At 37.5% G+C, this 21,114-nt stretch carries 28 protein-coding genes and 2 pseudogenes; 10 read left to right on the top strand and 20 right to left on the bottom strand.

Going from position 1 to position 21,114, the window contains the following annotated elements; translation table 11 throughout:
- The first annotated feature begins 74 nt into the window (after positions 1–74).
- On the top strand, positions 75–248 hold the full coding sequence (locus tag ACLIJJ_RS12620; protein WP_233314057.1) for an aspartyl-phosphate phosphatase Spo0E family protein: 174 nt from the start codon (positions 75–77) through the stop codon (positions 246–248).
- A 168-nt stretch (positions 249–416) separates the two neighbouring features.
- Here the strand turns inward: ACLIJJ_RS12620 and ACLIJJ_RS12615 are convergent, their stop codons facing one another.
- From ACLIJJ_RS12615 to yneA, 11 genes are all read right to left on the bottom strand, one after another.
- Entirely contained in the window at positions 417–626 is a 210-nt protein-coding gene (locus tag ACLIJJ_RS12615) for a hypothetical protein (protein ID WP_233314058.1), read from the bottom strand.
- Between the two features lie 530 nt (positions 627–1,156).
- Positions 1,157–1,411, bottom strand: coding sequence for a hypothetical protein (locus ACLIJJ_RS12610; RefSeq protein WP_233314059.1), 255 nt, complete (start codon positions 1,409–1,411; stop codon positions 1,157–1,159).
- A gap of 90 nt (positions 1,412–1,501) precedes the next feature.
- Entirely contained in the window at positions 1,502–2,155 is a 654-nt protein-coding gene (locus tag ACLIJJ_RS12605; RefSeq protein WP_411411002.1) for a 3'-5' exonuclease, read from the bottom strand.
- A gap of 431 nt (positions 2,156–2,586) precedes the next feature.
- The gene (locus ACLIJJ_RS12600; RefSeq protein ID WP_411411001.1) at positions 2,587–2,865 is read right to left on the bottom strand and encodes a hypothetical protein; all 279 of its coding nucleotides are present in this window, start codon (positions 2,863–2,865) and stop codon (positions 2,587–2,589) included.
- Between the two features lie 480 nt (positions 2,866–3,345).
- Positions 3,346–3,564 (bottom strand): YneF family protein, encoded by a 219-nt coding sequence (locus ACLIJJ_RS12595; protein WP_127741347.1) that lies wholly within the window; start codon positions 3,562–3,564, stop codon positions 3,346–3,348.
- Between the two features lie 86 nt (positions 3,565–3,650).
- Positions 3,651–4,094 (bottom strand): sporulation inhibitor of replication protein SirA, encoded by a 444-nt coding sequence (gene sirA, locus ACLIJJ_RS12590; RefSeq protein WP_233314062.1) that lies wholly within the window; start codon positions 4,092–4,094, stop codon positions 3,651–3,653.
- A 182-nt stretch (positions 4,095–4,276) separates the two neighbouring features.
- Positions 4,277–6,286 carry a transketolase gene (tkt, locus tag ACLIJJ_RS12585; RefSeq protein ID WP_233314063.1) on the bottom strand — a complete coding sequence of 670 codons (2,010 nt, stop codon included), beginning with the start codon at positions 6,284–6,286 and terminating at the stop codon, positions 4,277–4,279.
- A gap of 240 nt (positions 6,287–6,526) precedes the next feature.
- Positions 6,527–6,946 (bottom strand): DUF4279 domain-containing protein, encoded by a 420-nt coding sequence (locus ACLIJJ_RS12580; RefSeq protein ID WP_233314064.1) that lies wholly within the window; start codon positions 6,944–6,946, stop codon positions 6,527–6,529.
- Between the two features lie 123 nt (positions 6,947–7,069).
- Complete coding sequence (locus ACLIJJ_RS12575; protein WP_233314065.1) at positions 7,070–7,303, bottom strand: DUF896 domain-containing protein; 234 nt, start codon at positions 7,301–7,303, stop codon at positions 7,070–7,072.
- 122 nt (positions 7,304–7,425) lie between these two features.
- Positions 7,426–8,082 carry a YneB family resolvase-like protein gene (locus ACLIJJ_RS12570; protein WP_233314066.1) on the bottom strand — a complete coding sequence of 219 codons (657 nt, stop codon included), beginning with the start codon at positions 8,080–8,082 and terminating at the stop codon, positions 7,426–7,428.
- Positions 8,083–8,186: 104 nt separating this feature from the next.
- Complete coding sequence (gene yneA, locus ACLIJJ_RS12565; protein WP_233314067.1) at positions 8,187–8,501, bottom strand: cell division suppressor protein YneA; 315 nt, start codon at positions 8,499–8,501, stop codon at positions 8,187–8,189.
- A gap of 156 nt (positions 8,502–8,657) precedes the next feature.
- Here yneA and lexA point away from each other — a divergent pair, with 156 nt between their 5' ends.
- Positions 8,658–9,278 carry a transcriptional repressor LexA gene (lexA, locus tag ACLIJJ_RS12560; RefSeq protein WP_233314068.1) on the top strand — a complete coding sequence of 207 codons (621 nt, stop codon included), beginning with the start codon at positions 8,658–8,660 and terminating at the stop codon, positions 9,276–9,278.
- A 101-nt stretch (positions 9,279–9,379) separates the two neighbouring features.
- Entirely contained in the window at positions 9,380–9,541 is a 162-nt protein-coding gene (locus tag ACLIJJ_RS12555) for a hypothetical protein (protein ID WP_237941305.1), read from the top strand.
- Positions 9,542–9,709: 168 nt separating this feature from the next.
- On the opposite strand, the gene ACLIJJ_RS12550 is transcribed toward ACLIJJ_RS12555, so the two are convergent.
- The 3 genes from ACLIJJ_RS12550 to ACLIJJ_RS12540 all read right to left on the bottom strand — a co-directional run bounded on the left by ACLIJJ_RS12550 (position 9,710) and on the right by ACLIJJ_RS12540 (position 11,380).
- Positions 9,710–10,480, bottom strand: a complete 771-nt coding sequence (locus ACLIJJ_RS12550; protein ID WP_411411000.1) for a nucleotidyltransferase domain-containing protein — start codon at positions 10,478–10,480, stop codon at positions 9,710–9,712.
- Complete coding sequence (locus ACLIJJ_RS12545; RefSeq protein ID WP_237942282.1) at positions 10,477–10,953, bottom strand: YbaK/EbsC family protein; 477 nt, start codon at positions 10,951–10,953, stop codon at positions 10,477–10,479. Before ACLIJJ_RS12545 ends, ACLIJJ_RS12550 begins: the two co-directional genes overlap by 4 nt.
- A 301-nt stretch (positions 10,954–11,254) precedes the next feature.
- Positions 11,255–11,380, bottom strand: a complete 126-nt coding sequence (locus tag ACLIJJ_RS12540; RefSeq protein WP_267913293.1) for a hypothetical protein — start codon at positions 11,378–11,380, stop codon at positions 11,255–11,257.
- A gap of 206 nt (positions 11,381–11,586) precedes the next feature.
- On the opposite strand from ACLIJJ_RS12540, the gene ACLIJJ_RS12535 reads away from it, so the two are divergent.
- From ACLIJJ_RS12535 to ACLIJJ_RS12525, 3 genes are all read left to right on the top strand, one after another.
- A complete protein-coding gene (locus ACLIJJ_RS12535; RefSeq protein WP_411410999.1) occupies positions 11,587–12,168 on the top strand; it encodes a CBO0543 family protein in 582 nt (193 codons plus the stop codon).
- 53 nt (positions 12,169–12,221) lie between these two features.
- On the top strand, positions 12,222–12,380 hold the full coding sequence (locus tag ACLIJJ_RS12530) for a DUF4021 domain-containing protein (protein ID WP_233314073.1): 159 nt from the start codon (positions 12,222–12,224) through the stop codon (positions 12,378–12,380).
- A 157-nt stretch (positions 12,381–12,537) separates the two neighbouring features.
- The gene (locus ACLIJJ_RS12525; protein WP_233314074.1) at positions 12,538–13,170 is read left to right on the top strand and encodes a histidine phosphatase family protein; all 633 of its coding nucleotides are present in this window, start codon (positions 12,538–12,540) and stop codon (positions 13,168–13,170) included.
- Between the two features lie 36 nt (positions 13,171–13,206).
- Here the strand turns inward: ACLIJJ_RS12525 and ACLIJJ_RS12520 are convergent, their stop codons facing one another.
- Positions 13,207–13,827 carry an NUDIX hydrolase gene (locus ACLIJJ_RS12520; RefSeq protein WP_233314075.1) on the bottom strand — a complete coding sequence of 207 codons (621 nt, stop codon included), beginning with the start codon at positions 13,825–13,827 and terminating at the stop codon, positions 13,207–13,209.
- A gap of 107 nt (positions 13,828–13,934) precedes the next feature.
- Between ACLIJJ_RS12520 and lepB the strand changes: the two genes are divergently transcribed.
- Positions 13,935–14,477, top strand: a complete 543-nt coding sequence (gene lepB, locus ACLIJJ_RS12515) for a signal peptidase I (protein ID WP_233314076.1) — start codon at positions 13,935–13,937, stop codon at positions 14,475–14,477.
- A 13-nt stretch (positions 14,478–14,490) separates the two neighbouring features.
- On the opposite strand, the gene ACLIJJ_RS12510 is transcribed toward lepB, so the two are convergent.
- From ACLIJJ_RS12510 to ACLIJJ_RS12500, 3 genes are read right to left on the bottom strand one after another with little or no spacing between them, the layout of a single operon-like run.
- Positions 14,491–14,967 (bottom strand): (2Fe-2S)-binding protein, encoded by a 477-nt coding sequence (locus ACLIJJ_RS12510; protein ID WP_411410998.1) that lies wholly within the window; start codon positions 14,965–14,967, stop codon positions 14,491–14,493.
- Between the two features lies 1 nt (position 14,968).
- Positions 14,969–15,793 (bottom strand): FAD binding domain-containing protein, encoded by an 825-nt coding sequence (locus ACLIJJ_RS12505; RefSeq protein WP_233314078.1) that lies wholly within the window; start codon positions 15,791–15,793, stop codon positions 14,969–14,971.
- Positions 15,783–18,113, bottom strand: coding sequence for a xanthine dehydrogenase family protein molybdopterin-binding subunit (locus ACLIJJ_RS12500; protein WP_411228605.1), 2,331 nt, complete (start codon positions 18,111–18,113; stop codon positions 15,783–15,785). The genes ACLIJJ_RS12505 and ACLIJJ_RS12500 overlap by 11 nt, the downstream gene beginning before the upstream one ends.
- Positions 18,114–18,458: 345 nt before the next feature.
- On the opposite strand from ACLIJJ_RS12500, the pseudogene ACLIJJ_RS12495 reads away from it, so the two are divergent.
- Both ACLIJJ_RS12495 and queF read left to right on the top strand, forming a co-directional pair.
- Positions 18,459–18,629: pseudogene (locus tag ACLIJJ_RS12495) on the top strand (preQ(1) synthase); the annotation flags it as partial.
- Positions 18,630–18,893: 264 nt separating this feature from the next.
- A pseudogene (gene queF, locus ACLIJJ_RS12490) lies at positions 18,894–19,223 on the top strand (preQ(1) synthase); the annotation flags it as partial.
- A 51-nt stretch (positions 19,224–19,274) separates the two neighbouring features.
- Here queF and ACLIJJ_RS12485 read toward each other — a convergent pair.
- Together ACLIJJ_RS12485 and ACLIJJ_RS12480 are read right to left on the bottom strand one after the other, a co-directional pair.
- The gene (locus ACLIJJ_RS12485; protein ID WP_411410997.1) at positions 19,275–19,796 is read right to left on the bottom strand and encodes a YfiT family bacillithiol transferase; all 522 of its coding nucleotides are present in this window, start codon (positions 19,794–19,796) and stop codon (positions 19,275–19,277) included.
- A gap of 24 nt (positions 19,797–19,820) precedes the next feature.
- On the bottom strand, positions 19,821–20,402 hold the full coding sequence (locus ACLIJJ_RS12480; protein ID WP_233314763.1) for an LOG family protein: 582 nt from the start codon (positions 20,400–20,402) through the stop codon (positions 19,821–19,823).
- Between the two features lie 204 nt (positions 20,403–20,606).
- Here ACLIJJ_RS12480 and ACLIJJ_RS12475 point away from each other — a divergent pair, with 204 nt between their 5' ends.
- Positions 20,607–21,077 carry a hypothetical protein gene (locus ACLIJJ_RS12475; protein ID WP_233314081.1) on the top strand — a complete coding sequence of 157 codons (471 nt, stop codon included), beginning with the start codon at positions 20,607–20,609 and terminating at the stop codon, positions 21,075–21,077.
- The last annotated feature ends 37 nt before the right edge of the window (positions 21,078–21,114 follow it).

Here is a 21,114-nt window from a genome sequence, read left to right as displayed (position 1 = left end):
GATTTCGGCGGCATGTACATGATTTAAGTAACAAGGATGTTCGACGAATCATAAAGCTAGAAAGGACTAATACCATGTCAAATCAGCAATTGGTTTACTTAATAGAAATAAAAAGACAAAAATTAGTTGAAGCTGCAAAAGAACATGGTTTTGCTTCACCCATTGTAATCAGCTGCAGTCAGGAACTAGATATACTTATAAATAAATTAATGGAAACTACCGCTAATCCCAAAAAAGTTTCTAAATAAAAAATCCCCCACTTTATGAAAAGAGGGGGATTTTCTTGAGGAATAATATATTCAATTATTCCCCCGGCAATCGCAAAAAACGACAAATTTATTGGTTTTTCACCATTGCTAATAATCTTTATATATAAAAAAGACATCCAACAGGATGCCTTGTACTAATTTTCTATCTTAATACATCTCTCTCGTAAAATCATTAGGTGCTTCTTCAACAGAGAAGCTTAACACTTTATCAAAATTAAAATATTCTCCTGTAACTGAATCCTGAATCCACTGATTCTTTAAAATAAAGCCTGTAGCATTGCTTAAATGATTGTGCCGAATAACCAAGCTTCTTTTTTCATCATTTCCATAAGTAAAATAAACAATATATTCTTTCATATTGAATACACCTCCACTATTATTAGTATTCGGTGATATAACAAACAATTCCTTCTTAATAACGAACACCTTACTAAAAATTTTATAACTTGGCGGTATTCTCGCCTTATTAAGTAGATTAGCTATATCTTCAATTACAAGCTTAAATCTTTTTAGCCAATAGTTCACAAACCATTTCATTCATACTCACTATTCATCGTCTCTCTTTTCTAAACTCAAATATTCCCACTATAATCACACCAACAAAAATAATAGAAAGCCAAAGCCACCAATAGTAGATAAACTTCTCACCTTCTGTCATGTATAAACAGTTTCAATAGCTAACGATGTCCCTTTTTTTAAATCTCTGTTTATTTACAAAAGAATTAATAAAAATAGTGTTTGTTCTTCGTTTACATACCATAAAATCCCATAATATACTTTACTGTAACTTACATAATTAAGCGAAGTAAGTTATACACCGATCTAACCTTCACTAAGGACAAGTGAAGGCTTTTTATTTTATACGCTTATCCAAAATAAAAAGCCCATTACTGTACTTCCATTCGCTTGTATTTACCTTTCCCTAACTTTAACCACTGGTCACTTCTATGTATTGCATACCATAATGACTTACTAATTGCAGTTGGATAATATGTTTCCACTTCTTCACTATAAAACTTAGACGTTTTGAATATATCTATAAGTTCCTGATTACTAATAACTACACCTGATTTAACCAATTTAGTGTATTCCATTAAAAAATCCAACGTTGATTGATTTAAGTTATACTTTTCTGTAATCATAATAATCCCCATTTACTTTTACATTATTATAAAATAAAAAGCCCTATAATGGGCTAATTTCATTTTAAATTCCCTGTTTTATAAAGTCACCTATTTTCTTACTTTACTACTACAATGCTTACATTTGCCTTTTTCAATTTCGTTATGGTATACGATTTTCCCACATTCTCGACACTTCTTATATAGATTACTTACTAATAATTCATTGATATTATTTTCAAATAAGTGAATCTTATTTTCATACTTAATAAATAAGTGTGCAGTATTTATAGAATCATCCAGTCCAGAATGTAACTTTCCTTCATGATTAATATTTGCAAATTCTAAAGCCTTTTTTAAGCTAACAGGATGATGACTTCCTAATACTTTAGAAATTGGTTTTTGTATGTCAGTGTAGTTTTTTAACCAGGAAATAGGATATGCGTCAATTGAATAATTATTAATTAATATATTGAGGTCAGATGGACTCCACGTACATATATAGTAATCATCTTCACCTATCCACTTTTCAAACTCCTTCATCGCTATAGCCAAAGGGATTCCCTTGCGCATTTCAGCCTCTGTAATACCGATCATTTTTCTAGATGATTTTCTTATGTGTCCTGTCTTTGGTAAAACAATGCGCCTGAAAGTAGAAATGACTTTGGAGTTTCTAACTTTTGCAGCTCCAATCTCTATAATGTATTGTTTTTCCCCTTTGTTGAATGTAATTTGATTTTCTAGATCAACAATTATGACATCCATGATGGTTATTACATCTCCCTCTTAATACAGTACAAGTAAAAATTATACCATTCCTATTATTAGTGTTCAATTTCACTTATATTATTACTAATAAAAAGTCTGTATTTATCAATAAAACACCCAATTAAAATTGAAGGTTGTATTTTATGTATTTATTTAATATCTGAAGTTTCTTTCAATATCACGCATTTCATTGCTCATTGATCTCATATCGTCGTGCATATCAGCAACTGAATCTTGTACATCATAATATTGCTTCTATTCTTTCTCTATGTCTCCTATTAGTATGATATAAAGTAATGCACTCTTCTAAAGTTTTAGCCTGAAGCGTATCGATATACTCAATAAATTCTGTAATTGCATGGTGAATATGATACTTACTAGGAACAACATTCAATTTATCTATTTTTGATTGTGCAACATTTGAAAAGTCATTTAATATCCTTTTCAGTGCTGGGGATATGAAAACATTCCTCTCTATTCCCTTTACCATTGACCAAGATAGTAATGCCATTTACATTTTCACTTAATAATCCACGTATCTCAATTGATCTCAAACCACAATCTGCAAGCATAGCCACAATTGCCTTATTTCTCGTCTCAAGATTGTTCTTATAACTGAAAGCATCTATCATTGCTTGTACTTCAGTTACAGAAAACCCTTGTATTAACTTTTTAGGTACTTTAGGAGTAGCGACTTTTTTTCGCAATATTCTCCTTTATATAACCTTCTTTCTCACACCAACTAAAGAAAGCTGATACCATCTTAAACATAGACACTATACTCTGTGGCTTTAATCCATCCTTCTGTTTTAGCCGTACATAGGACTTTAAATCAAATATTGTTATGTTTTCTAATTGTTCAATTCCACGCTTTTCATTAGTACTGTTTGAGTTGTTTGTACTCTTGACGTTTATTTACCATGGTCTATGGGGTAAAACCCATTGCTTCACAATGATATAAATACTCGTTTAATACATCTTCAAATTCCAATGAAAAAACCACTTTCCCTATGATTATGTTTTCACAGGAAAAGTGGTTTTAAATTAGTTTGATGAAAGTTACACCAGAAGGTTAAACCAAATGCGATGTAAATTCTAGATGAAAGATTCACTCTACAAGGCATTTTTAGGGAAACCTTTATCTATTAAACGCTATGTAACAGCGTAGAACCTACAACCACAAAGGTTTATTTCCCTTGTTGTTTGTTCATTGCAGCCATCATTTGATTGATTTTCTTTTGGGATGGTTTCATTCCCATTTGCATCATCATCATTTTAAGCATTTGCTCGTTAATTGGCGGGTTGTTCTTCAAGTAAGTCATCATGTATCTACGCGCGATGAAGAACCCAATAGCTAGTCCAGCAATCAGTGCCAAAACACCAATTAGAATATAAAGCCATAGCATATATCTTTTCCTCCTTCATGTTGTCTATTACTTAGTGTACTAGACCAAAGAATATTATACAATATTTGTCCAATAATTTCTCATGTTCATATCAAATTTCTTTCTTTTATTGGTTTTAACCAGCCAAATCGGGCATTTTCCACGTCAATCGCCAAAAAGGACGGTTCATTTTTTCGCAAAATTTCAAAGAAAATCGACTCAGCATCATAATATCCTTCTGCTTCAATAACTATGTATTGTTTGGTGAGCCTCAGCTGCGCACTGCTTAAATTGCCGTTTTCTATGTAATATGTATGGCTGTCCTGCTGCTTGAAGCTTTTGTTTTTTTGCAGATCGCCAAACAATAGCTTCTGGAGTCTCCACACAGATATAGGAAGTGTGATATAGTCGATTTGCTTTGCCGTCTCTAATTTAAGCAAGGAATCATCTGTTTTAGTATGCTCAGAAAATAATTTGTAAAACATTCTTTCTTTCCCAAGATAATCAGTTGCTATATCCTCTTTAATCAAATACAAATAATATTTTCTCATACCCTTTGCACACCCGCCTATTTGCATTCTTTTCTTCTATTATAAGGAAGCAAATATACAAGTTGTGTCTCAAGCTGTTAAAAAAACAGACTAGTTTTGTCGAATTCGAAATTTATTGGCATATTCGAGAGATTATGTTCAAAAAAAAGAAGAGCAATCTGCTCTTCTTTTTTCTGTATATATTAGTTGTTATCAAGCACTGCTTTTAGACGTGCTACAACATTTTCTACTGTAAAGCCATATTCTGCTAGAATTTTATTTCCTGGTGCAGAAGCTCCGAAAGTATCGATTGCCAATACTTCGCCTTCGTCTCCAGCATATCTATGCCAGCCTAGTGAGCTACCCATCTCAATTGCAAGACGTTTTTTCACTGTTTTTGGAAGAACGCTGTTTTTATACTCAGCAGATTGCTGTTCGAAGCGATCCCATGATGGCATGCTGACAACAGATACAGAAATACCTTCTGTTTCTAATGCCTTTTGTGCTTCAACCGCAAGTCCTACCTCTGAACCAGCTGCTACTAGAAGTGCATCTGGAGTTTCTTTGCTTGCAGGTGAAATGACATATGCACCTTTAGAAACGCCTTCGTATGCGTTAACATCCGTCCCTTTAATAGTCGGCAAGTTTTGACGAGTCAATACTAAAGCAGTTGGTTTGTCCGTTGATTCTAAAGAAAGCTTCCAAGCAGCTGCTGTCTCATTACCATCAGCTGGACGAATTACGGAAAGGTTTGGCAATGCACGCAAACCAGCAAGCTGTTCAACCGGCTCATGTGTAGGACCATCCTCACCTACTGCAATACTGTCATGTGTAAAGACATAAGTTACAGGCAAGCCCATGATTGCTGCAAGTCTGATTGCTGGTTTAAGGTAATCAGAGAATACGAAGAACGTTCCTCCAAATATTCTTAATCCGCCGTGAAGAGCGATACCATTCATAGCAGCACCCATTGCGAATTCCCTTACTCCGAACCAGATGTTTCTGCCTGCAAAGTTTTCAGGAGTGAAATCTTTTTCTCCTTTAATCATTGTATTGTTGCTTCCTGCCAAGTCAGCAGAACCGCCAATGAAGGAAGGAACGTTTTTAGCGATACCGTTAAGCACTTCTCCAGAAGAAGCACGGCTTGCAAGGCTCTTGCCTTCTTCATAAACAGGAATATCTTTATCCCAGCCTTCTGGCAATTTATCATCGATTGCAAGCTTGAATTGTTTAGCAAGCTCTGGATATTCACCTTCATATTGTTTAAGAAGTTCTGTCCACTCTTGCTCTTTTTTCGCACCATTTTCAGCGATTGTTTTTTTGAAATGCTCGTAAACCTCTTCAGGAACATAGAAATCCTCTTCGAAAGTCCATTTGTATGCTTCTTTCGTCAATTTGATTTCGTCTGCACCAAGTGGAGCACCATGTGAAGCAGATTTACCAGATTTGTTTGGAGAACCGAATCCGATAACTGTTTTCACTTCAATCAATGTTGGATGGTTTTCATCTGATTTAGCTGCTTCCAAAGCAGTTGTCAATTCTGCAAGATCGTTTCCATCTTCAACACGCAAGTATTGCCATCCATAAGACTTAAAGCGTTGTTCTACACTTTCAGAGAAGGACTTGTCCAAGTCTCCGTCCAATGAGATATCGTTTGAATCATAAAGAACAACTAGTCTTCCAAGCTTTAAGTGACCTGCAAGTGAAGCTGCTTCTGCAGAAACACCTTCCATTAAGTCGCCGTCGCCGCAAATGCCGTATGTAAAGTGATCTACCACTTGATATGAATCTCTGTTATAAACAGAAGCCAAATGTCTTTCAGCCATTGCCATACCAACAGCCATTGCAATACCTTGACCTAGTGGACCTGTTGTTGCATCAACACCAGCTGTGTGCTTGTATTCTGGATGTCCAGGAGTTTTGCTTCCCCATTGGCGGAATTGCTTTAAATCTTCGATTGATAAATCATAACCGGATAAATGCAGCATGCTGTATAGCAATGCAGAACCGTGGCCTGCAGAAAGAACAAAGCGATCGCGGTTAAACCAAGTTGGATTTTTTGGATTATGGTTCATGAAAGAAGTCCATAATTTATATGCCATCGGAGCTGCACCCATTGGCATTCCAGGATGGCCGGAATTAGCTTTTTCAATACTATCAATCGCTAATGTGCGGATTGAACTAATAGCTAAGTTATCAATTGTTTCTGTCATTCACTAACATCCTCTCATTTATAAATCGTACATACTTATAATAAATGTCTCGGCTTTATAACACAACTCATTAGATTATAAGATGTCTGACTTTTATAGTATAAACCCAATTTCGGTAAAAAAAAATACCATGATGACTATTTAATCTCCCTGTTTACCAATTCTTTCATTATATCTTAACCAAATTCACAAAAAATCCTAAAATTTTTTTGAATTTCATACAAAGAAATTTTATGTTTTCTAGTAAGGATTGGCATATAAATCGATATCAAAATCTGCTTCAATTTTGGAAGCGAATTCTACTAAATGGCTATCTAAATGCAAACTTGGTGAATATCCATCATTAATTTTTATCACGATAACGAAACTGCATTCTAAGCCAAATTCCTCTCTAAGATCATTTATAACAGTAGTTTTCCCCTGTAATTGTCTTATAATTTGCGATATCAGTTCTCCTGTATCAAGAGATTCTTGATACCCGGTACTGAGTTCCCAAGATGTATAGCTTCTAGTTAAGTTTTTCGTTTCATTTATCTTTCTAATGAAGTCACCTTTTTTATAAATTTTTGTTGGGTATATATCCAAGCGTTTTGTAACCTGCTCCAATGGAAAATCATCTGCGTAGATTTTAAAGTACACCTTGATTTCTGTTTGATCCATTCCATTCTCACCTCTTGTGATTCCATTAACCATCTTTTATTGAAAGTGAAATCTTCAACTTTTTAACAAATTCCGTTAATCGTCAGAAATAAAAAAAATCATGGCAAACTAAGCCATGATTTTTTAGTGCAATTTTTTCTTTTCTTGAATGTCTTTAATTTTTTGAGGAGTTACATCATCACCATTTGGGTCATAGATTTTAACACCTTCTAGTGTTGTAAGCATGTTAGAACGGAATGTTTTTAAGTATTCAGCTCTTAATGCAGTTTGTTCTTTTGCTTCTGCTTCAGTTAAGCCTTGTTCTTTTTTCTTTTTTGCCAACTCGTTTATGCGATTAAGCTTTTCATTTGAAATCATCTGCATTTTCTCCTTTCCTTCTTCCATTACGGAAATCCCCGAAATATATATGGAAACATAGTTAAGTTATTTATGAAAAATTCATTATAACATAAAGAAGTGCAGCTTTACATTTATCAGCATTATTTGGCAGCGTCTTTGTTCTCATCCATAAACTCTTGATATCTTCTATGAATCGTCGCTTTCGAAAATTCATAGCCTAAACCACGAAGGGTAGACGCAATCTCTGCGAAGGTTAGTCCGTTCTTCTTCAACTTAACCACTTCTTCTACTGGAACTTCCAAGCGGCTTCTTCCTGAATGAACACCTTGATTCCTCAGGTTTTCTGCTGGCTTATAGCCGTTTTCAATCGCTCTGTTCATACCTCTTTTAATCTTAATATTATGTATCTTTCTTTGGTATTCTTCCACAAGACTAACGATTTGCAGCACCATGGAGTCTGCATCAGATAAAACCAGCTCACCTGCATGTGATATGCTGTAAAGCTTTACCTTTTCACGCAAGATGCAGTGCAGTATAGCAATCTTTGCATTCCCCCTCCCCAGTCTTGTCTCATCCTGTATCAAGACGGCTGCGATATTCTCTTCCTTTATGATTTCAAGCAGCTCTAGCAGGCCATCTCTTTCGAGGTCGAAACCGCTTGCCTGTTCTTTAATGATATGACAGACACGAAAATTCTTTTCTTTGGCGAGCTGGAGGAGCTCTTCTTCCTGTCTTACTAAAGAGGTTGCCTGTTCCTCTTTGTCTGTAGATACTCTGCAATATATTACAACGTCCATTTTATAACCACCATTAACAAGTTTTTAATACACAGATGCCGCCTGCAATTTATAAGCAAGCGGCATCTGCAATCCATATTAACATAATATTGTTTATTACTGCTTTAGTCTGCTGCAAGCATTGTGTTCTGCTTTTCTAGCAGGACTGGAATAACCAGCTCTTCTCCTGTTTGAATCTGATTACTGGCAATGTCATTATGGTCTTCCACCCATTTGATAAACTGTTTTTTTGGCATGCTGTATAAACCCTCATATTGATCAGAAATCTCCCATAGGGAATCCCCTTTGCTAACTGTTACCTTTATGTATTTATCTGTATCTGCATGACTGGACTTTAATGCGATGATAAAGCATGTCACTAAGCTGAATATTATAAGTATGATAGAGTATGAATGTTTTCTCCAAATTTTTTCGACCATTGTAAATCACCCTTTATTTAGAATGTACGTTCGCTTATATTTGCATTTTAATACGAACAGATGTTTTGTGTCAACAAAAAAATCAGAACTTATGTTTGTATCGATATTTATTCCATGTTATACTAGCTGTAAGAAATAATAGTCGAGGTGCATACAATGCAAAAGCTATCTAAAAGACAACTAGATATATTGGAATACATAAAAGAAGAAGTCCGCCTCAAAGGCTATCCGCCATCCGTAAGAGAAATTGCGGAAGCTGTCGGACTTGCTTCAAGTTCAACTGTACACGGGCACTTGGCAAGATTGGAAAGCAAAGGCCTAATCAGAAGAGACCCTACAAAGCCACGTGCAATTGAAATACTAGACTTGGAAGAAAACAATATACCAAAATACAACATTATCAATGTTCCTGTTGTCGGTAAGGTAACTGCAGGTTTACCAATCACAGCGATTGAGAATGTAGAAGAGTATTTTCCTCTTCCTGAAAGACTTGCTCCAAGTGATGAACAAGTATTTATGTTGGAAATTATGGGAGAAAGTATGATTGAAGCAGGGATACTTGACGGTGACTATGTAATTGTAAGGCAACAGAATTCCGCTAATAACGGAGAAATTGTTGTCGCAATGACAGAAGATGACGAGGCGACAGTCAAGCGCTTCTTTAAAGAAAAAGATTCGATTCGTCTTCAGCCGGAAAACTCTACGATGGAGCCAATTGTCCTTCGTCATGTAAGCATCCTTGGAAAAGTTATTGGCGTATACCGCCATATCCAATAAAAAGAGATGTCGTCCTTAGTGGTCGACATCTCTTTTTATTGGATATGTTCCCGCTGATTAGTGTTTACTCTCTGTAAATGGGGGTAAATTTCTACTATCAAATGATAAAAGGTGATGTAATGCATGATTTAGAGATTAGGATGTTCGTTAAAGAGCTGCAGCATTTGAACCGCGAATATCTTGTCTGTAATAACCCCACAGTCAAAAAGCTGATACTGTCCGATATCCTCTTGTTGATTTCTGTCCTGCCTGCTGTTATATAAACTAGTCTAAAGTGACTGTTAAGACCCTCAATCTTTTTTCCATAGTGTGTTAAAAGGCTGTAAAAATAGAGCTGCCTGTAATACTGAGCCTTGTTTAGCAGGCACAAGGATATTATTTGGGAGACTATTTCTAATTACTAATTTATGAATAGTCTCCTTTAATTTTTATTAATGCCAATCATGGATGTTGAGTATTTTTCGAAAGAAGCTGTCCAGTGTTAAAGTGATTTCTCTTTCATTATAGATGCTTACAGGCATTGTATCTGCTGTTAATTGAAGAAGCTTTAATTCTTCTGCTATAAAATGATTAAGAATGGGATAAATAACTTCTTGCTTATCTCCACTGGCTTTCTTATTAATCAGCTTAGTGATTTCAGAATGAAGTACGCCATTGTCGTTAACCTCTAAGAGCAGTTGCTGGATATCATTTGGAGGCATTTCTTTATTTCTGTCAATCCACTTGCATGCAAGAATTGATTTCAAGCAATAATAATAAAGCTTTATTGTCCCCGGCTTTTGTTCAAGGTCTTTCCGGTTATTCTTTGCGAGCTGGAGATAATGATAAAAGGCTGTTTTTGTATTAAATGCCTTTTTGTATAAATCCAGCAGCTCGCTTTCAAATTGATTATCTCTTATATACACGATATCCGATTGAAGCCACTCAGCAAGTGATATATTTGATTTGCGCAAAAGTCTTAAAGTTTTAGCCAGCTCCCAGCCGCTTATATCCAAATTTCCAGTCTTATCTTCCAGACTGTCCCTTTTTTTGTCTAATGACAAGTACCATTCCTTCTTGTGCATATAGATAAACCGAACATCATAATCGCTGTCAGAAGAAAATGAACCCTGTGTTCTGCTGCCAGCTTCCACGGCGTACAAAATTTTAATAGCATGCTCTTGTTCGAGCTCTTTCAGCTTGTTCATTATTATCTCTCTCATTCTTCTCTCCAACCTTTGCAGACATCTACCCAGCCTTTCCCGTTTCCATACAGGAACAACTCATCACATGTCAGTTCAATTGCCGAATTGCTGCTGCCACACGCAGGGAATACGGAAGAGAAACGCTGTAATGATTCATCTAAGTAAACGTCCATGTTTGTTGTCAGTCCAAACGGACAGACACCGCCAATCATATGGCCTGTTTTTTGGAACACTTCATCAGCTGTGAGCATGCGAGGTTTTTCTAAAAAAGCAGCCTTGAATTTTTTATTATCAATTTTAGCGTCACCTGCAGCTACAATAAGCACACCCTCTTCTCCTTTTCGAAAGGAAAGTGTTTTAGCAATTCTGGCAGGCTCTACATTTAAAGTATCTGCTGCCTCTTGCACGGTTGCGCTTGATGTTTGAAATTCCATGATTTCCTTTTCTTTCTCCCACTTTGCAAAGTGTGTTACAACATTCTCTAATGACATATAAATCCCCCAAAGTTTTTTCATTTATCAATAAATTCAAATATACCATTCTGTGCCCCTTTTTTTCAAACGTCAAACTTCTATATAAAAAAAGCGCAGCCGGCAATTGGCTCCGCTCTTTCTATTTCAAACAAAAGTATTGTAGATATTTTCGCATTCTGCTTTTTGCCCTGAGAAGTCTTGCAAGCAAATCAATATCTGCAGATGTCGAATTAATGATACCCATGACTCTCACCTCCTATATTCCATCATATTAGCAGGTGACTTATCTCATTACAGACTAGAGATATCAGTGCTTAGTCTATAAACCAAGCACTTCCTTAAAATCTTTAAAACCGATTACGTAGCTGAGAATAACAATGGAGCCCATAAACATTAGAAAAAATGCACCTTGCAGATAGGTCTTCATCTGTTTTCCAAGTTTCATTTCGTTCACTCCCTTTTTTGCATATCTTTTCCAATGCCATATTCTTATATGCAGTAAAAAGGTTTTTCCCAATTAGAATCATAATTTACAGAGGTAAGAGCAATAATAAAAAAATATTCACGCTGTAAATTGGCTTAACACGCCTAATTTAATTTTCCTGGTAACTGATAAGCTGGCTTACTAAACTATATGAGTGGTGAGTGAACATGATATTCCTTATTCATGACATGCCGACACATACAGAGATTAATGAGGCGAAAAAAAATCTCGCCGATATGACATTAAACCATTGGCTTCACCATGATCTATTTTCTATTCAGTGGTGGATACTTGTTTGTGCCACCATACTTCCCTATTTTATTTGGTGGAAATTAGTGAATAAAAACCGTTTTTACGAAATTTTCACATATGGGCTTTTATGCGGGTTCTTTTCTATTGTCTTAGATATTATTGGGACTGAAATGATGCTTTGGAGCTATCCGGACAAGCTACTCCCATGGATACCGCCATTAATACCAGCGGATCTTGTGATGATTCCGATTACTGCTATGCTTGTATATCAGTATACAAATAAATGGAAAACGTTTATTGCGGGTACCATCATTTGGGCTGTCTTGTTTTCATACATATTTGAACCGTTATTTGTTGCTTGGAAAATGTTTATGCTTGGACCTGTCTGGAAACATAGCTATTCTTTTTTCGGCTTTATCTTCCTCGGCATATTTTTACGACTATTATTTTTAGGGATAAAAAAGGAGCTAATCCAGAGCTTAAAAGACAGCACATAGCGAGTGCATATAAATGATAAAAAGCTGGCATCCTACAATCGAGGTGATTTGTTTTGGAAAACAACAATAACAGCCAAAATGAAGAATTAAAACAAAAACTGGCGAGACAGCAAGCAGAATTAGGCGTTGATATGGATGAGCAAGAAATAAATGGCTTATGGGGTATGCTGGAAACAAAAGAAGAGGATATGCTTCATAAAAAAGACAAATAAGACCTGTTAAAAACAAGAGTTCTATCTCCATTTTTTATAGAACTCTTGTTTTTTTGCTGCAAATATTTCGGTAATGGAAGGTATTCTGCTCTGATATAAAGAATATATGAACAGTAAGATTATGTTTGAAATATAATGATAGGAGAATACATACTAAATGACTAAATTAACTCTGTACTTCGTACGTCACGGAGAAACACAATACAATATCGAAAAAAGAATGCAAGGGTTTTGTGATTCCCCTTTAACCGACAAAGGTATACAGCAGGCGAAAGCAGTAGGTGCCGGTCTTGCTTCCATTGATTTTAAAGCGGTCTATGCGAGTGAAAGCCAGCGAGTGCTTGACACAGCTAAATTTGCATTAGGTGAAAGAGAGCTTTCTGTATCAACAGATGCACGTCTGAAGGAAATGAATTTCGGTGTTCTCGAATCATTGTTAGAGGAAGAGATCATTTCAGAGCACGGCAATATATTAGAGAGAATATTCTCTATGTCTGATATTGACTTCAGAGTACCAAAAGGAGAATCATTTACCGATTTATTAACAAGAACAAAAGCCGCGGTAGAAGAAATCATTGCAAAACATAAGGACACAGGCGGTAACATCCTGCTATTTTCTCATGGTGTGACAATTGGTTACTTTATCATGTCTGTTGCAAAATTAGAAACCTTCCCACATCATGATAATTGCTGTGTGTCTGTAGTTTCCTATGAAAATGGGAAGTTTACAGTGGAACATACTGCAGATCCTTCCTTCCGTGATAAAGGTAGAGAAATGCTGCAATCTTAACAATTCTTCCCTTTAGGTCAGCTGTAAGCTGACCTTTTATTTGTGTAAATACCCCTTAAGCAATGCTGCAATTTCCTTAAAATAAGAATCTTGATGGGGAACAAACTTGTCTTTCCCTATTTTTAAACTCTCCTTGCTTTTAGTTGCTCCAGCTTGCCAAGGGTAAATTTCCATTTCTGCTCTTGTACCTGTACAAAAATTATAAAAGCATTCAAACTCGGTTATTACCATTTCTGAAACTTCCTCTTCTTGTAAATGGAAAGAAATATTATCATTCACGAAATATACATAAATATGACTAAATTCATTATCTGTTAATCGGTCTGTATGAATGATATTCTTGACAATTCCGAGCTTATGTAACTGATCCTTATTTACACTAAAAAAGCCTAATTCCTCTTGAAGCTCGCGCACTCCATTTGCCGGGCTTTCTGTTGCTAATAAATGTCCAGCAGCTGTAATATCATAAAGATTAGGATAATCCTTTTTGCTTTTGCTTCTCTTTTGCAGAAATACATAATGTTTGCTGTTGATTTTCGTCATCAGCCAGAAATGAACCGTTTCATGCCATAGTCCTTGCGTATGAATATCTGTTCTTGTTGCTACCCCCTTTGCTGCATAGTTCTCGTCAAATACTTTCAACCATTCTTCTGTCATAACACGCTCGTCCAATCTTTATTGTTATCATTACTCTTTATCATATCATTGATTTCCAATTCTTTTCTAGTTAGAATATATATATAACAAATATTAGGAGAATATAGATGAAAAAACGATGGCAGCAAGAACTCTATTCTTTGCTAAAGTGCTTTGTTTTTGCCTTTATTATTGTAGTAATTTGCAGGAACTTTCTGTTTAGTCCAAGTGTAGTTCATGGTGAAAGCATGTCTCCGACTTTCGAGGACGGCAATAAAGTTATCTTGAGCAAAATCAGTGATATTGAGCATTTTGATATGATAGTATTTCATGCACCTGACCAGGATGCAAATTACATCAAAAGGGTTATCGGCCTTCCAGGAGACACGGTGTCAATGAAAGACGACGTTTTATACATTAACGGCAAGGCATACACAGAATTCTATTTAAAGGAAAATAAGCTAGGAGCAACCACAGCAAAGCTGACTGGCGACTTTACACTTGAAGAGGAAACTGGTGAGAAAACTGTTCCGAACAACAGTCTGTTTGTGCTCGGAGATAACCGGCTTAAAAGTAAAGACAGCAGAGATTTCGGCTTTATAAGTGACAAATCTGTTATTGGCAAGGTTGTTTTGCGCATATATCCGCTAAATGAGATCGGACTTCCATAAAAACAAGGGAGGGCTACTGCCCTCCCCTTGTTATGTTCATCGCTCGAATAACTGCCTGCTCTATTTCCTCGTAGCTCGTACAACGGCAAATATTGGATGACAGCCATTCACGTATCTGCTCTTTTGAAGGATCAGGCACAAGTGTCAGGGCATGGGCATTCATAATAAACCCTGTGGTGCAATAACCGCATTGAAAGGCGAATTGCTCCATAAAGGTTTTTTGGATAGGAGCTTCATGCAGACCCTCTACTGTTACAACTTCCTTGCCGATTGCTTCAACTCCAAGCATAAGACATGATTTCATAGGCTCATTGTCGACAAGCATCGTACATGCACCACAATCACCATTTAAACAGCCTGGTTTGCTGCCTGTTAAATGAAGCTCCTCTCTGATCACCATCAAAAGTGTTTTATTTGGAACAATAGCGACCTGTTTTTCCTCCCCATTAACAAACAGCTTTATTAATGTTTTTTTTGCTGGTATATGCATGCTACATCCTCTCCAAGCTTTGTAAGATTTCCTCGAGCAGATTTCTAAGCACAAATAACCGGTATTCACGAGAACCTTCCACATCATCGAGAATTTCGCCTGGCACAGTTTGAATTGCTTTATTTATTTTTTGCTCTGCACTTAATTCTGCTTCATTTAGTGCAGCCTCCATTTCATTTGAACGAAATGGAAATGCACATAATCCACTGAAAGCAACCCGTATTTTTTGGTCGACCTTTAATGCTGCAGCTGTAATCAACGGATAACCAGTTTCCCATTGCTGTCGTTTCTTTCTAGTATAAAACGGCTGCTTTCGATACTTTTCTTCCACAAAGGCTTGGACAAAGACTTCCCCTTCCTCTAATAGCATTTTCTGCTTAAATTTTGCCGAAATATATTCCATCCTAATGTCCCGCTCTTTTGCTGTTACAATCAGACTGTCTGCTAAAAGAAGGGGAAGTACAGCTTCCCGATAAAAGATATTGCCGCAAATATTGCCGCCGAGCGTAATTTTATTGCGTGCTGTTCTGTCTGCAACCTCTTTGCTGACCTCTGTCAGCAGAGGGAAAAGGTTTTTGTTCTGAATTTCTGTCAGTGTCACTGCCGCCCCAATCGCAACATAGCCTTCCACTATATCATGGATGTTGACAGCATCTATAGCTTTAATATCTATCGCTGTGTCAAGTGTTATCTCATGCAGGCGCTGCATCGTTATTATTTCTGTGCCGCCCCCAAAAAACAGCGGAATTCCTCCTTCCTTCCGCCTTTCTGTGAAATATTCCGTCGCCTCCAGCAATCGCTCTGGTCTGAAATAATCAAAGATCATTTTTGGCAGTCTCCCTTTTTGTTCTCCAAATTTCCTCAGGAATGAGCGGAAGTCTAACTAGCTCTACTCCTGCAGCCAATGACAGCGCATTAGCTAAAGCTGCAGGAATGCCAATAAGTCCATGCTCGCCTGCTCCCCTTGCTCCAAATGGTGCTTCTAAATGAGGAGTTTTGACAAAGTCAGCGATATATTCTGGATGTTCACCAAACCGGATGGGCCGATATGTCCGCAATTGGGGATTAAGAATCCTGCCGTTTTTGTCAAAATAAAATGCCTCCCTGGCTGCCCATGACAGCCCCATACTCATGGCTCCCTTTACTTGGCCGACTGCGGCCTTGAAATTTAGAACTTCACCAATATCCATTACAGTTACAGCCTTGCGAATTCGATATGTACACTCTCTCGTATTAAAATCCACTTCGACTCCATGAGCTGCAACTGCCCATTCAGGGCCCGGGTTTCCTGCCCCAGTCTCTGGATCTAAATTTGTTAAGCCTCTCAAAATATATTTTCCTCTTGCTACAATTTGCCCGCCGATTGCATTGCCATTCGGATAAACATAACCGTACACAATATCTTTGAAATCCAAGAAGGAATCAGGATTATCTCGCAGATACACCTTTTTATAACCGACCTCGAGATCATCTGCAGGCACACGCATTACTGTTGCAGCAATGGATTTCAACTGTTGAATAGCATCATTTGCAGCAGCTAGCACTGCTCTGCCTGCCATCAATGTTCCTCTGCTTGCCACTGTCTTCCAATGCTCTGGTTCTGTTTGTGTATCAATTGTCATTCGCACATATATATCATTTATATCCATCTTCATCACTTCTGCCAGTATTTGTGCCAGCACCGTTTTCGTGCCTGTGCCAATCTCTACTATACCTGACATAAGGTTAATGCTGCCGTCAGAGTTAAAGGTAAGCACAACACCTGATGCTGCATCAGGACCAATAGTGGAGTTTTTCCAGCTGCAGCTGATTCCTTTTACTCTAAGCACATGCTCCCCTATTCGTTCAACCTGCCCCTTTTCCCAGCCAATCAATGGTCTCAAGCGACTAATACATGCTTCCACATTGCCGACAGTACTTCTGTTTAACACCACTCTTGTTGGCGTTTGATCTCCTGGGCGAATCGCATTAATCTGCCTGAACATCAGTGGGTCCATCTTCAGCTTTTTCGCCAGTAATTCCATTCCCCGCTCGAAGGCAAAATGAACCTCACCATGTGAAAAACCGCGAAATGGTGCTGCATATGGATGGTTTGTGTACACACATAAGCTGTCACAAAATATATTGTCTATTTTATACGGCCCAGTGCAGTCAACTGCCCCTGCCGTTGTCAAATGAGGAGATTTATCTCCGTAAGCTCCGCCATCAAAAATATATTCAAGCTCGGCCGCTTGCAGCTTCCCGTCTGCAGAACAGCCAAGTTTTACTTTTGCTTCTAAACCGATATGAACAGGAGATACAAGAAAATCATCTTCTCTTGTATTAACTAACTTAACGAGCCTGCCACCAACTGCTTTGCTTGCAAGATAAGCAAATATTTCAAGCTGCACCGAGGCCTTGCCCCCATAGCCGCCCCCGACAAATGGAGTTTGCACAACAATTTTTCCTGTTGGGATATGAAAGTCTCTGCTGAGGATTTTTTTGACCATATACGGTGCCTGGGAACTCGTCATAATCCGTACGTCTCCGTCAGGCATAATTTCACAAGTGGCGCTTCTTGTTTCCATCGCACTATGGTCTGAAATTGGGATAGAAAAAGACGCTTCCACTATTTCACTACAATCGGCCCAGCCTTTTTCCATATTGCCTTTGCGGATTTTCGTTTTATTAATGATATTTGTCCCTGTAATTGGATATATTCCTGGATCTTTATCGTATTTATCTATGCCCTCATGAATGAGCGGAGCATCTGCTTGAATGGCTGTGAGCGGCGAATTTACGACTGTAAGCGGCTCATACTTAATATCAAGCAGCACCTCAGCATTATTTGCTGCGTCATACGAATCAGCAACAATTAGGGCAACCACTTCACCAGCGTAACGAACCTTGCTGTACGCAAGCGGCGGCCTGTCTCGGACTTCCTCTCCGACATAAGGCAAGCCTTTTCCCAAGACTATTGCACGCACTCCTTTTTGCTGCAACGCTTTCGTTTCATCTATTTTTAATATATTGGCATGTGCATATTTACTTTTGACAAGCTTTACGAACAACGCTTCTCCTGTTGTTGTATCAGCAGTATAGTGGGCATAACCGGTGACTTTGCTTTTCGATTCCTTACGCAATACGCTCTTTCCAATTATATGCAAGTATTTTATACCTCCTTTAAGAAAAGGCAGTAATTTGTACGTCTCTACCCATCTAGTCACTAATGTATATGAACAATTTACTGAAAAAATTAATAAAATGGAGTTTGATTTTGCTTCATGCAGTGTTTCGGCAGTTATATTGACGTTATTGTGATTTTGCTATAATATATGGCTGTACATGATAATCCAAGAGGTTCATAGCAGATACCCTCTATAAAAAACTATGGATACAGGTGAGCTTGCCATGTCCATAAGGATGTGGCTTTTATTTTGCTTAAAAAACCGGCCATATCTATAGATTGCTATTCTCGAGTGTAACGCATAAATGAAATGGAGAGATGAAAAATGTCAGGCAGAAAACATGAAGAAGGTCTTGAGGATTTAACTTTACTTGGTAACCAAGGAACAACCTATCTTTACGAATACAATCCAGAAATATTAGAGTCTGTAGACAACTTGCATGTCAACAGAGATTATTTCGTTAAGTTCAACTGTCCAGAATTTACTAGCTTGTGTCAATAAGGGCACACTTCAGTGGAAACACTGTCGCTTAAACCTCGTGAACTCAGGGAAGGAAGGAAATTCTAATCCTGAGCCAAGCCTCTAAAAACTAGAGGAAGGTGCAGAGACTATCGAAACCATTCAAACAGGAATCGGGTAAAAGTACTGCTTGAAGAAGGAAGTAGAGTACATCCAATCAGGATGGAAGCGCGAGGATGCTTATATTCGACCGTAAGAATATATGTATATGATATAGTCCACCTGCGTTTTATCGCAGAGCCAATTACTGGACAGCCGGATTTCGCTACAATGTATATCAGCTATATTCCGGACAAAAAAATCGTGGAAAGTAAATCATTGAAGCTGTATTTGTTCAGCTTCCGCAATCATGGTGACTTCCACGAAGACTGTGTTAATATTATTATGAACGATCTAATTAAATTATTAGATCCTAGATATATCGAAGTATGGGGCAAATTCACACCAAGAGGTGGATTGTCAATCGATCCATACTGCAATTACGGCAAGCCTGGCACGAAGTTTGAAGAAATGGCTACACACCGTCTTATGAACCACGATCTGTATCCAGAAAAAGTGGACAACAGATAAAAAAATATAGAAAGGATGCAAAAGCTCATGGCTTTTGCATCCTTTTTTCATTTACCAGCCTAGCCGCTTCTTTAGGCTTGTGATATGGGCAAGATGGTGCTTACCGTGCCATGCATAAATTCCGATATTTCTTTTTAATGTTACTTCGCCAGACTCTGGATGAAGAAAGGCTCTGTCTAACTGATCTTGTGATAAAGACCGAAGTAATTGTATTAACCGCAAATGCAAGGAAGCTAGTAATTGTAAGGAAATATCAACCGGCAAAAATGAATCAGGCGTTTCAGCCCATTTATCCTCGGCATACGGTTTAATGACCGGTCTATCCTCTGTTACAGCAAGCTTAAAGCGAGTATATGCGTTTAAATGACTGTCTGCAACATGATGGACAACTTGCCGTATTGTCCAGCCTCCTTCACGATACGGTGTATTTAATTGCTCATCAGTAAGGTCAATTACAGCTTGATGCAATTGTGCAGGCAACTGCTCGATATCATCAAGCCAGGAGGCAATCACATCTTCTGTGTATTCATCATTCCAAGTAAATTGTCCAATTGGATATCGTAAATCTGTCATTATTTCACCTCTTAACTGCTGAATTCAAGTTTGTTTTTCCGTAATATATGTCTTAATACTAGGGGGATTATATGTAAGAAACCTGTCAATTATTACAGCAGGGTCCTCTTCGACTATAGTGATACTTCTGTATTTCTCCTGCAGAAACTCCGCATCAGCCATATGGTTAATAAGCTTGACTAATGGATCATAATAATGATTCGTATTCAAAATGCCGCATGGTTTTTGGTGCAATCCAAGCTGTGCCCATGTGAAAATTTCAAAAAACTCCTCCATTGTTCCAGCACCGCCTGGCAATGTGATAAATCCATCCGCCAGCTCGGTCATTTTTGCTTTTCTCTCATGCATCGATTGCACAGTAATCAATTCGGTTAATCCTTTATGTGCAATTTCTCTGTTTTCAAGAAACTCAGGAAGCACGCCAATCACTGTACCTCCTGCTTCTAATACAGCGTCAGCAACACTGCCCATTAATCCGATGCTTGAACCTCCATAAACTAGCTCTATCTTTCTTTTGGCTAGCTCCATTCCTAATTCTTTTGCTGCTTGTACGTAAATAGGAGAACTGCCATTGCTTGAACCACAAAACACTGCTACTCTTTTCATCATAAATTCCCCCTTACTTAATAAACGGACTCTTCCTCTCTTATTATAAAATGTTATGAGGTGATTAGGAACAGCTATCACTATTTTTACAAAAAACCTTCATAATTTACATAAAGAAGGACGTGCTGACAAAAGCTAATGCTTAGAAGATGGATTTTTTACCAAATTAATTATACATTTTTTGTGAAAAAAGGAGTCTTTCATATGGTCACGCTATTTATAAGATGCGGCATGATACTCTTGTCATGGTCAACAATCTTTTTTTTGCCAAGAAAATCTTTTCTTAAATTTTTGCCAGTAACGATTTTTTCTACTGCCGTCCTGTTAATTGAAGACATGATTGGCCGAACATATAAATTGTGGAAGGTAAAAGGCGGGAAAAAATCAGCAACGAACAATGCCTTGACGTTTATTCTCGGTCCATTTTTCGCAGCAAATTTATGGACGTTTCATTTTACTTACGGAAGGTTTTGGATCTATACCATTTTCAACTTAGTGTTTGATTTACTGTTTGCTTATCCTTTACATTATTTTCTGGATAAAATCGGATTATATAAACTAAAAAAAGTGAAACCAATATTTTTGTTTTATACGGCCTTTGCTTATTCTATGCTGAACTATGGCTTCCAAATATTCCTTGATAAAAATTTCACTGTAAAACAGGAGAAACACTAAAATGCAGTTCGCTGCCTTCTAGTGTTTCTTTAAGAGC

Source organism: Niallia laureatilytica (assembly GCF_046613985.1).
Taxonomy (GTDB): Bacteria; Bacillota; Bacilli; order Bacillales; family Cytobacillaceae; genus Niallia.
The sequence above is the reverse complement of the archived record's forward strand: the minus strand, read 5'-3'. Positions and strand labels throughout refer to the sequence as shown.

What these genes read in the sequence shown, in the direction of transcription:
- ACLIJJ_RS12620 (WP_233314057.1), top strand. Translation starts at nt 75, where the DNA reads ATGTCAAATCAGCAATTGGTTTACTTAATAGAAATAAAAAGACAAAAA.
- ACLIJJ_RS12615 (WP_233314058.1), bottom strand. Translation starts at nt 626, where the DNA reads ATGAAAGAATATATTGTTTATTTTACTTATGGAAATGATGAAAAAAGA.
- ACLIJJ_RS12610 (WP_233314059.1), bottom strand. Translation starts at nt 1,411, where the DNA reads ATGATTACAGAAAAGTATAACTTAAATCAATCAACGTTGGATTTTTTA.
- ACLIJJ_RS12605 (WP_411411002.1), bottom strand. Translation starts at nt 2,155, where the DNA reads ATGGATGTCATAATTGTTGATCTAGAAAATCAAATTACATTCAACAAA.
- ACLIJJ_RS12595 (WP_127741347.1), bottom strand. Translation starts at nt 3,564, where the DNA reads ATGCTATGGCTTTATATTCTAATTGGTGTTTTGGCACTGATTGCTGGA.
- sirA (WP_233314062.1), bottom strand. Translation starts at nt 4,094, where the DNA reads ATGAGAAAATATTATTTGTATTTGATTAAAGAGGATATAGCAACTGAT.
- tkt (WP_233314063.1), bottom strand. Translation starts at nt 6,286, where the DNA reads ATGACAGAAACAATTGATAACTTAGCTATTAGTTCAATCCGCACATTA.
- ACLIJJ_RS12580 (WP_233314064.1), bottom strand. Translation starts at nt 6,946, where the DNA reads ATGGATCAAACAGAAATCAAGGTGTACTTTAAAATCTACGCAGATGAT.
- ACLIJJ_RS12575 (WP_233314065.1), bottom strand. Translation starts at nt 7,303, where the DNA reads ATGATTTCAAATGAAAAGCTTAATCGCATAAACGAGTTGGCAAAAAAG.
- ACLIJJ_RS12570 (WP_233314066.1), bottom strand. Translation starts at nt 8,082, where the DNA reads ATGGACGTTGTAATATATTGCAGAGTATCTACAGACAAAGAGGAACAG.
- yneA (WP_233314067.1), bottom strand. Translation starts at nt 8,501, where the DNA reads ATGGTCGAAAAAATTTGGAGAAAACATTCATACTCTATCATACTTATA.
- lexA (WP_233314068.1), top strand. Translation starts at nt 8,658, where the DNA reads ATGCAAAAGCTATCTAAAAGACAACTAGATATATTGGAATACATAAAA.
- ACLIJJ_RS12555 (WP_237941305.1), top strand. Translation starts at nt 9,380, where the DNA reads ATGATAAAAGGTGATGTAATGCATGATTTAGAGATTAGGATGTTCGTT.
- ACLIJJ_RS12550 (WP_411411000.1), bottom strand. Translation starts at nt 10,480, where the DNA reads ATGAGAGAGATAATAATGAACAAGCTGAAAGAGCTCGAACAAGAGCAT.
- ACLIJJ_RS12545 (WP_237942282.1), bottom strand. Translation starts at nt 10,953, where the DNA reads ATGTCATTAGAGAATGTTGTAACACACTTTGCAAAGTGGGAGAAAGAA.
- ACLIJJ_RS12540 (WP_267913293.1), bottom strand. Translation starts at nt 11,380, where the DNA reads ATGAAACTTGGAAAACAGATGAAGACCTATCTGCAAGGTGCATTTTTT.
- ACLIJJ_RS12535 (WP_411410999.1), top strand. Translation starts at nt 11,587, where the DNA reads ATGATATTCCTTATTCATGACATGCCGACACATACAGAGATTAATGAG.
- ACLIJJ_RS12525 (WP_233314074.1), top strand. Translation starts at nt 12,538, where the DNA reads ATGACTAAATTAACTCTGTACTTCGTACGTCACGGAGAAACACAATAC.
- ACLIJJ_RS12520 (WP_233314075.1), bottom strand. Translation starts at nt 13,827, where the DNA reads ATGACAGAAGAATGGTTGAAAGTATTTGACGAGAACTATGCAGCAAAG.
- lepB (WP_233314076.1), top strand. Translation starts at nt 13,935, where the DNA reads ATGAAAAAACGATGGCAGCAAGAACTCTATTCTTTGCTAAAGTGCTTT.
- ACLIJJ_RS12510 (WP_411410998.1), bottom strand. Translation starts at nt 14,967, where the DNA reads ATGCATATACCAGCAAAAAAAACATTAATAAAGCTGTTTGTTAATGGG.
- ACLIJJ_RS12505 (WP_233314078.1), bottom strand. Translation starts at nt 15,793, where the DNA reads ATGATCTTTGATTATTTCAGACCAGAGCGATTGCTGGAGGCGACGGAA.
- ACLIJJ_RS12485 (WP_411410997.1), bottom strand. Translation starts at nt 19,796, where the DNA reads ATGACAGATTTACGATATCCAATTGGACAATTTACTTGGAATGATGAA.
- ACLIJJ_RS12480 (WP_233314763.1), bottom strand. Translation starts at nt 20,402, where the DNA reads ATGAAAAGAGTAGCAGTGTTTTGTGGTTCAAGCAATGGCAGTTCTCCT.
- ACLIJJ_RS12475 (WP_233314081.1), top strand. Translation starts at nt 20,607, where the DNA reads ATGGTCACGCTATTTATAAGATGCGGCATGATACTCTTGTCATGGTCA.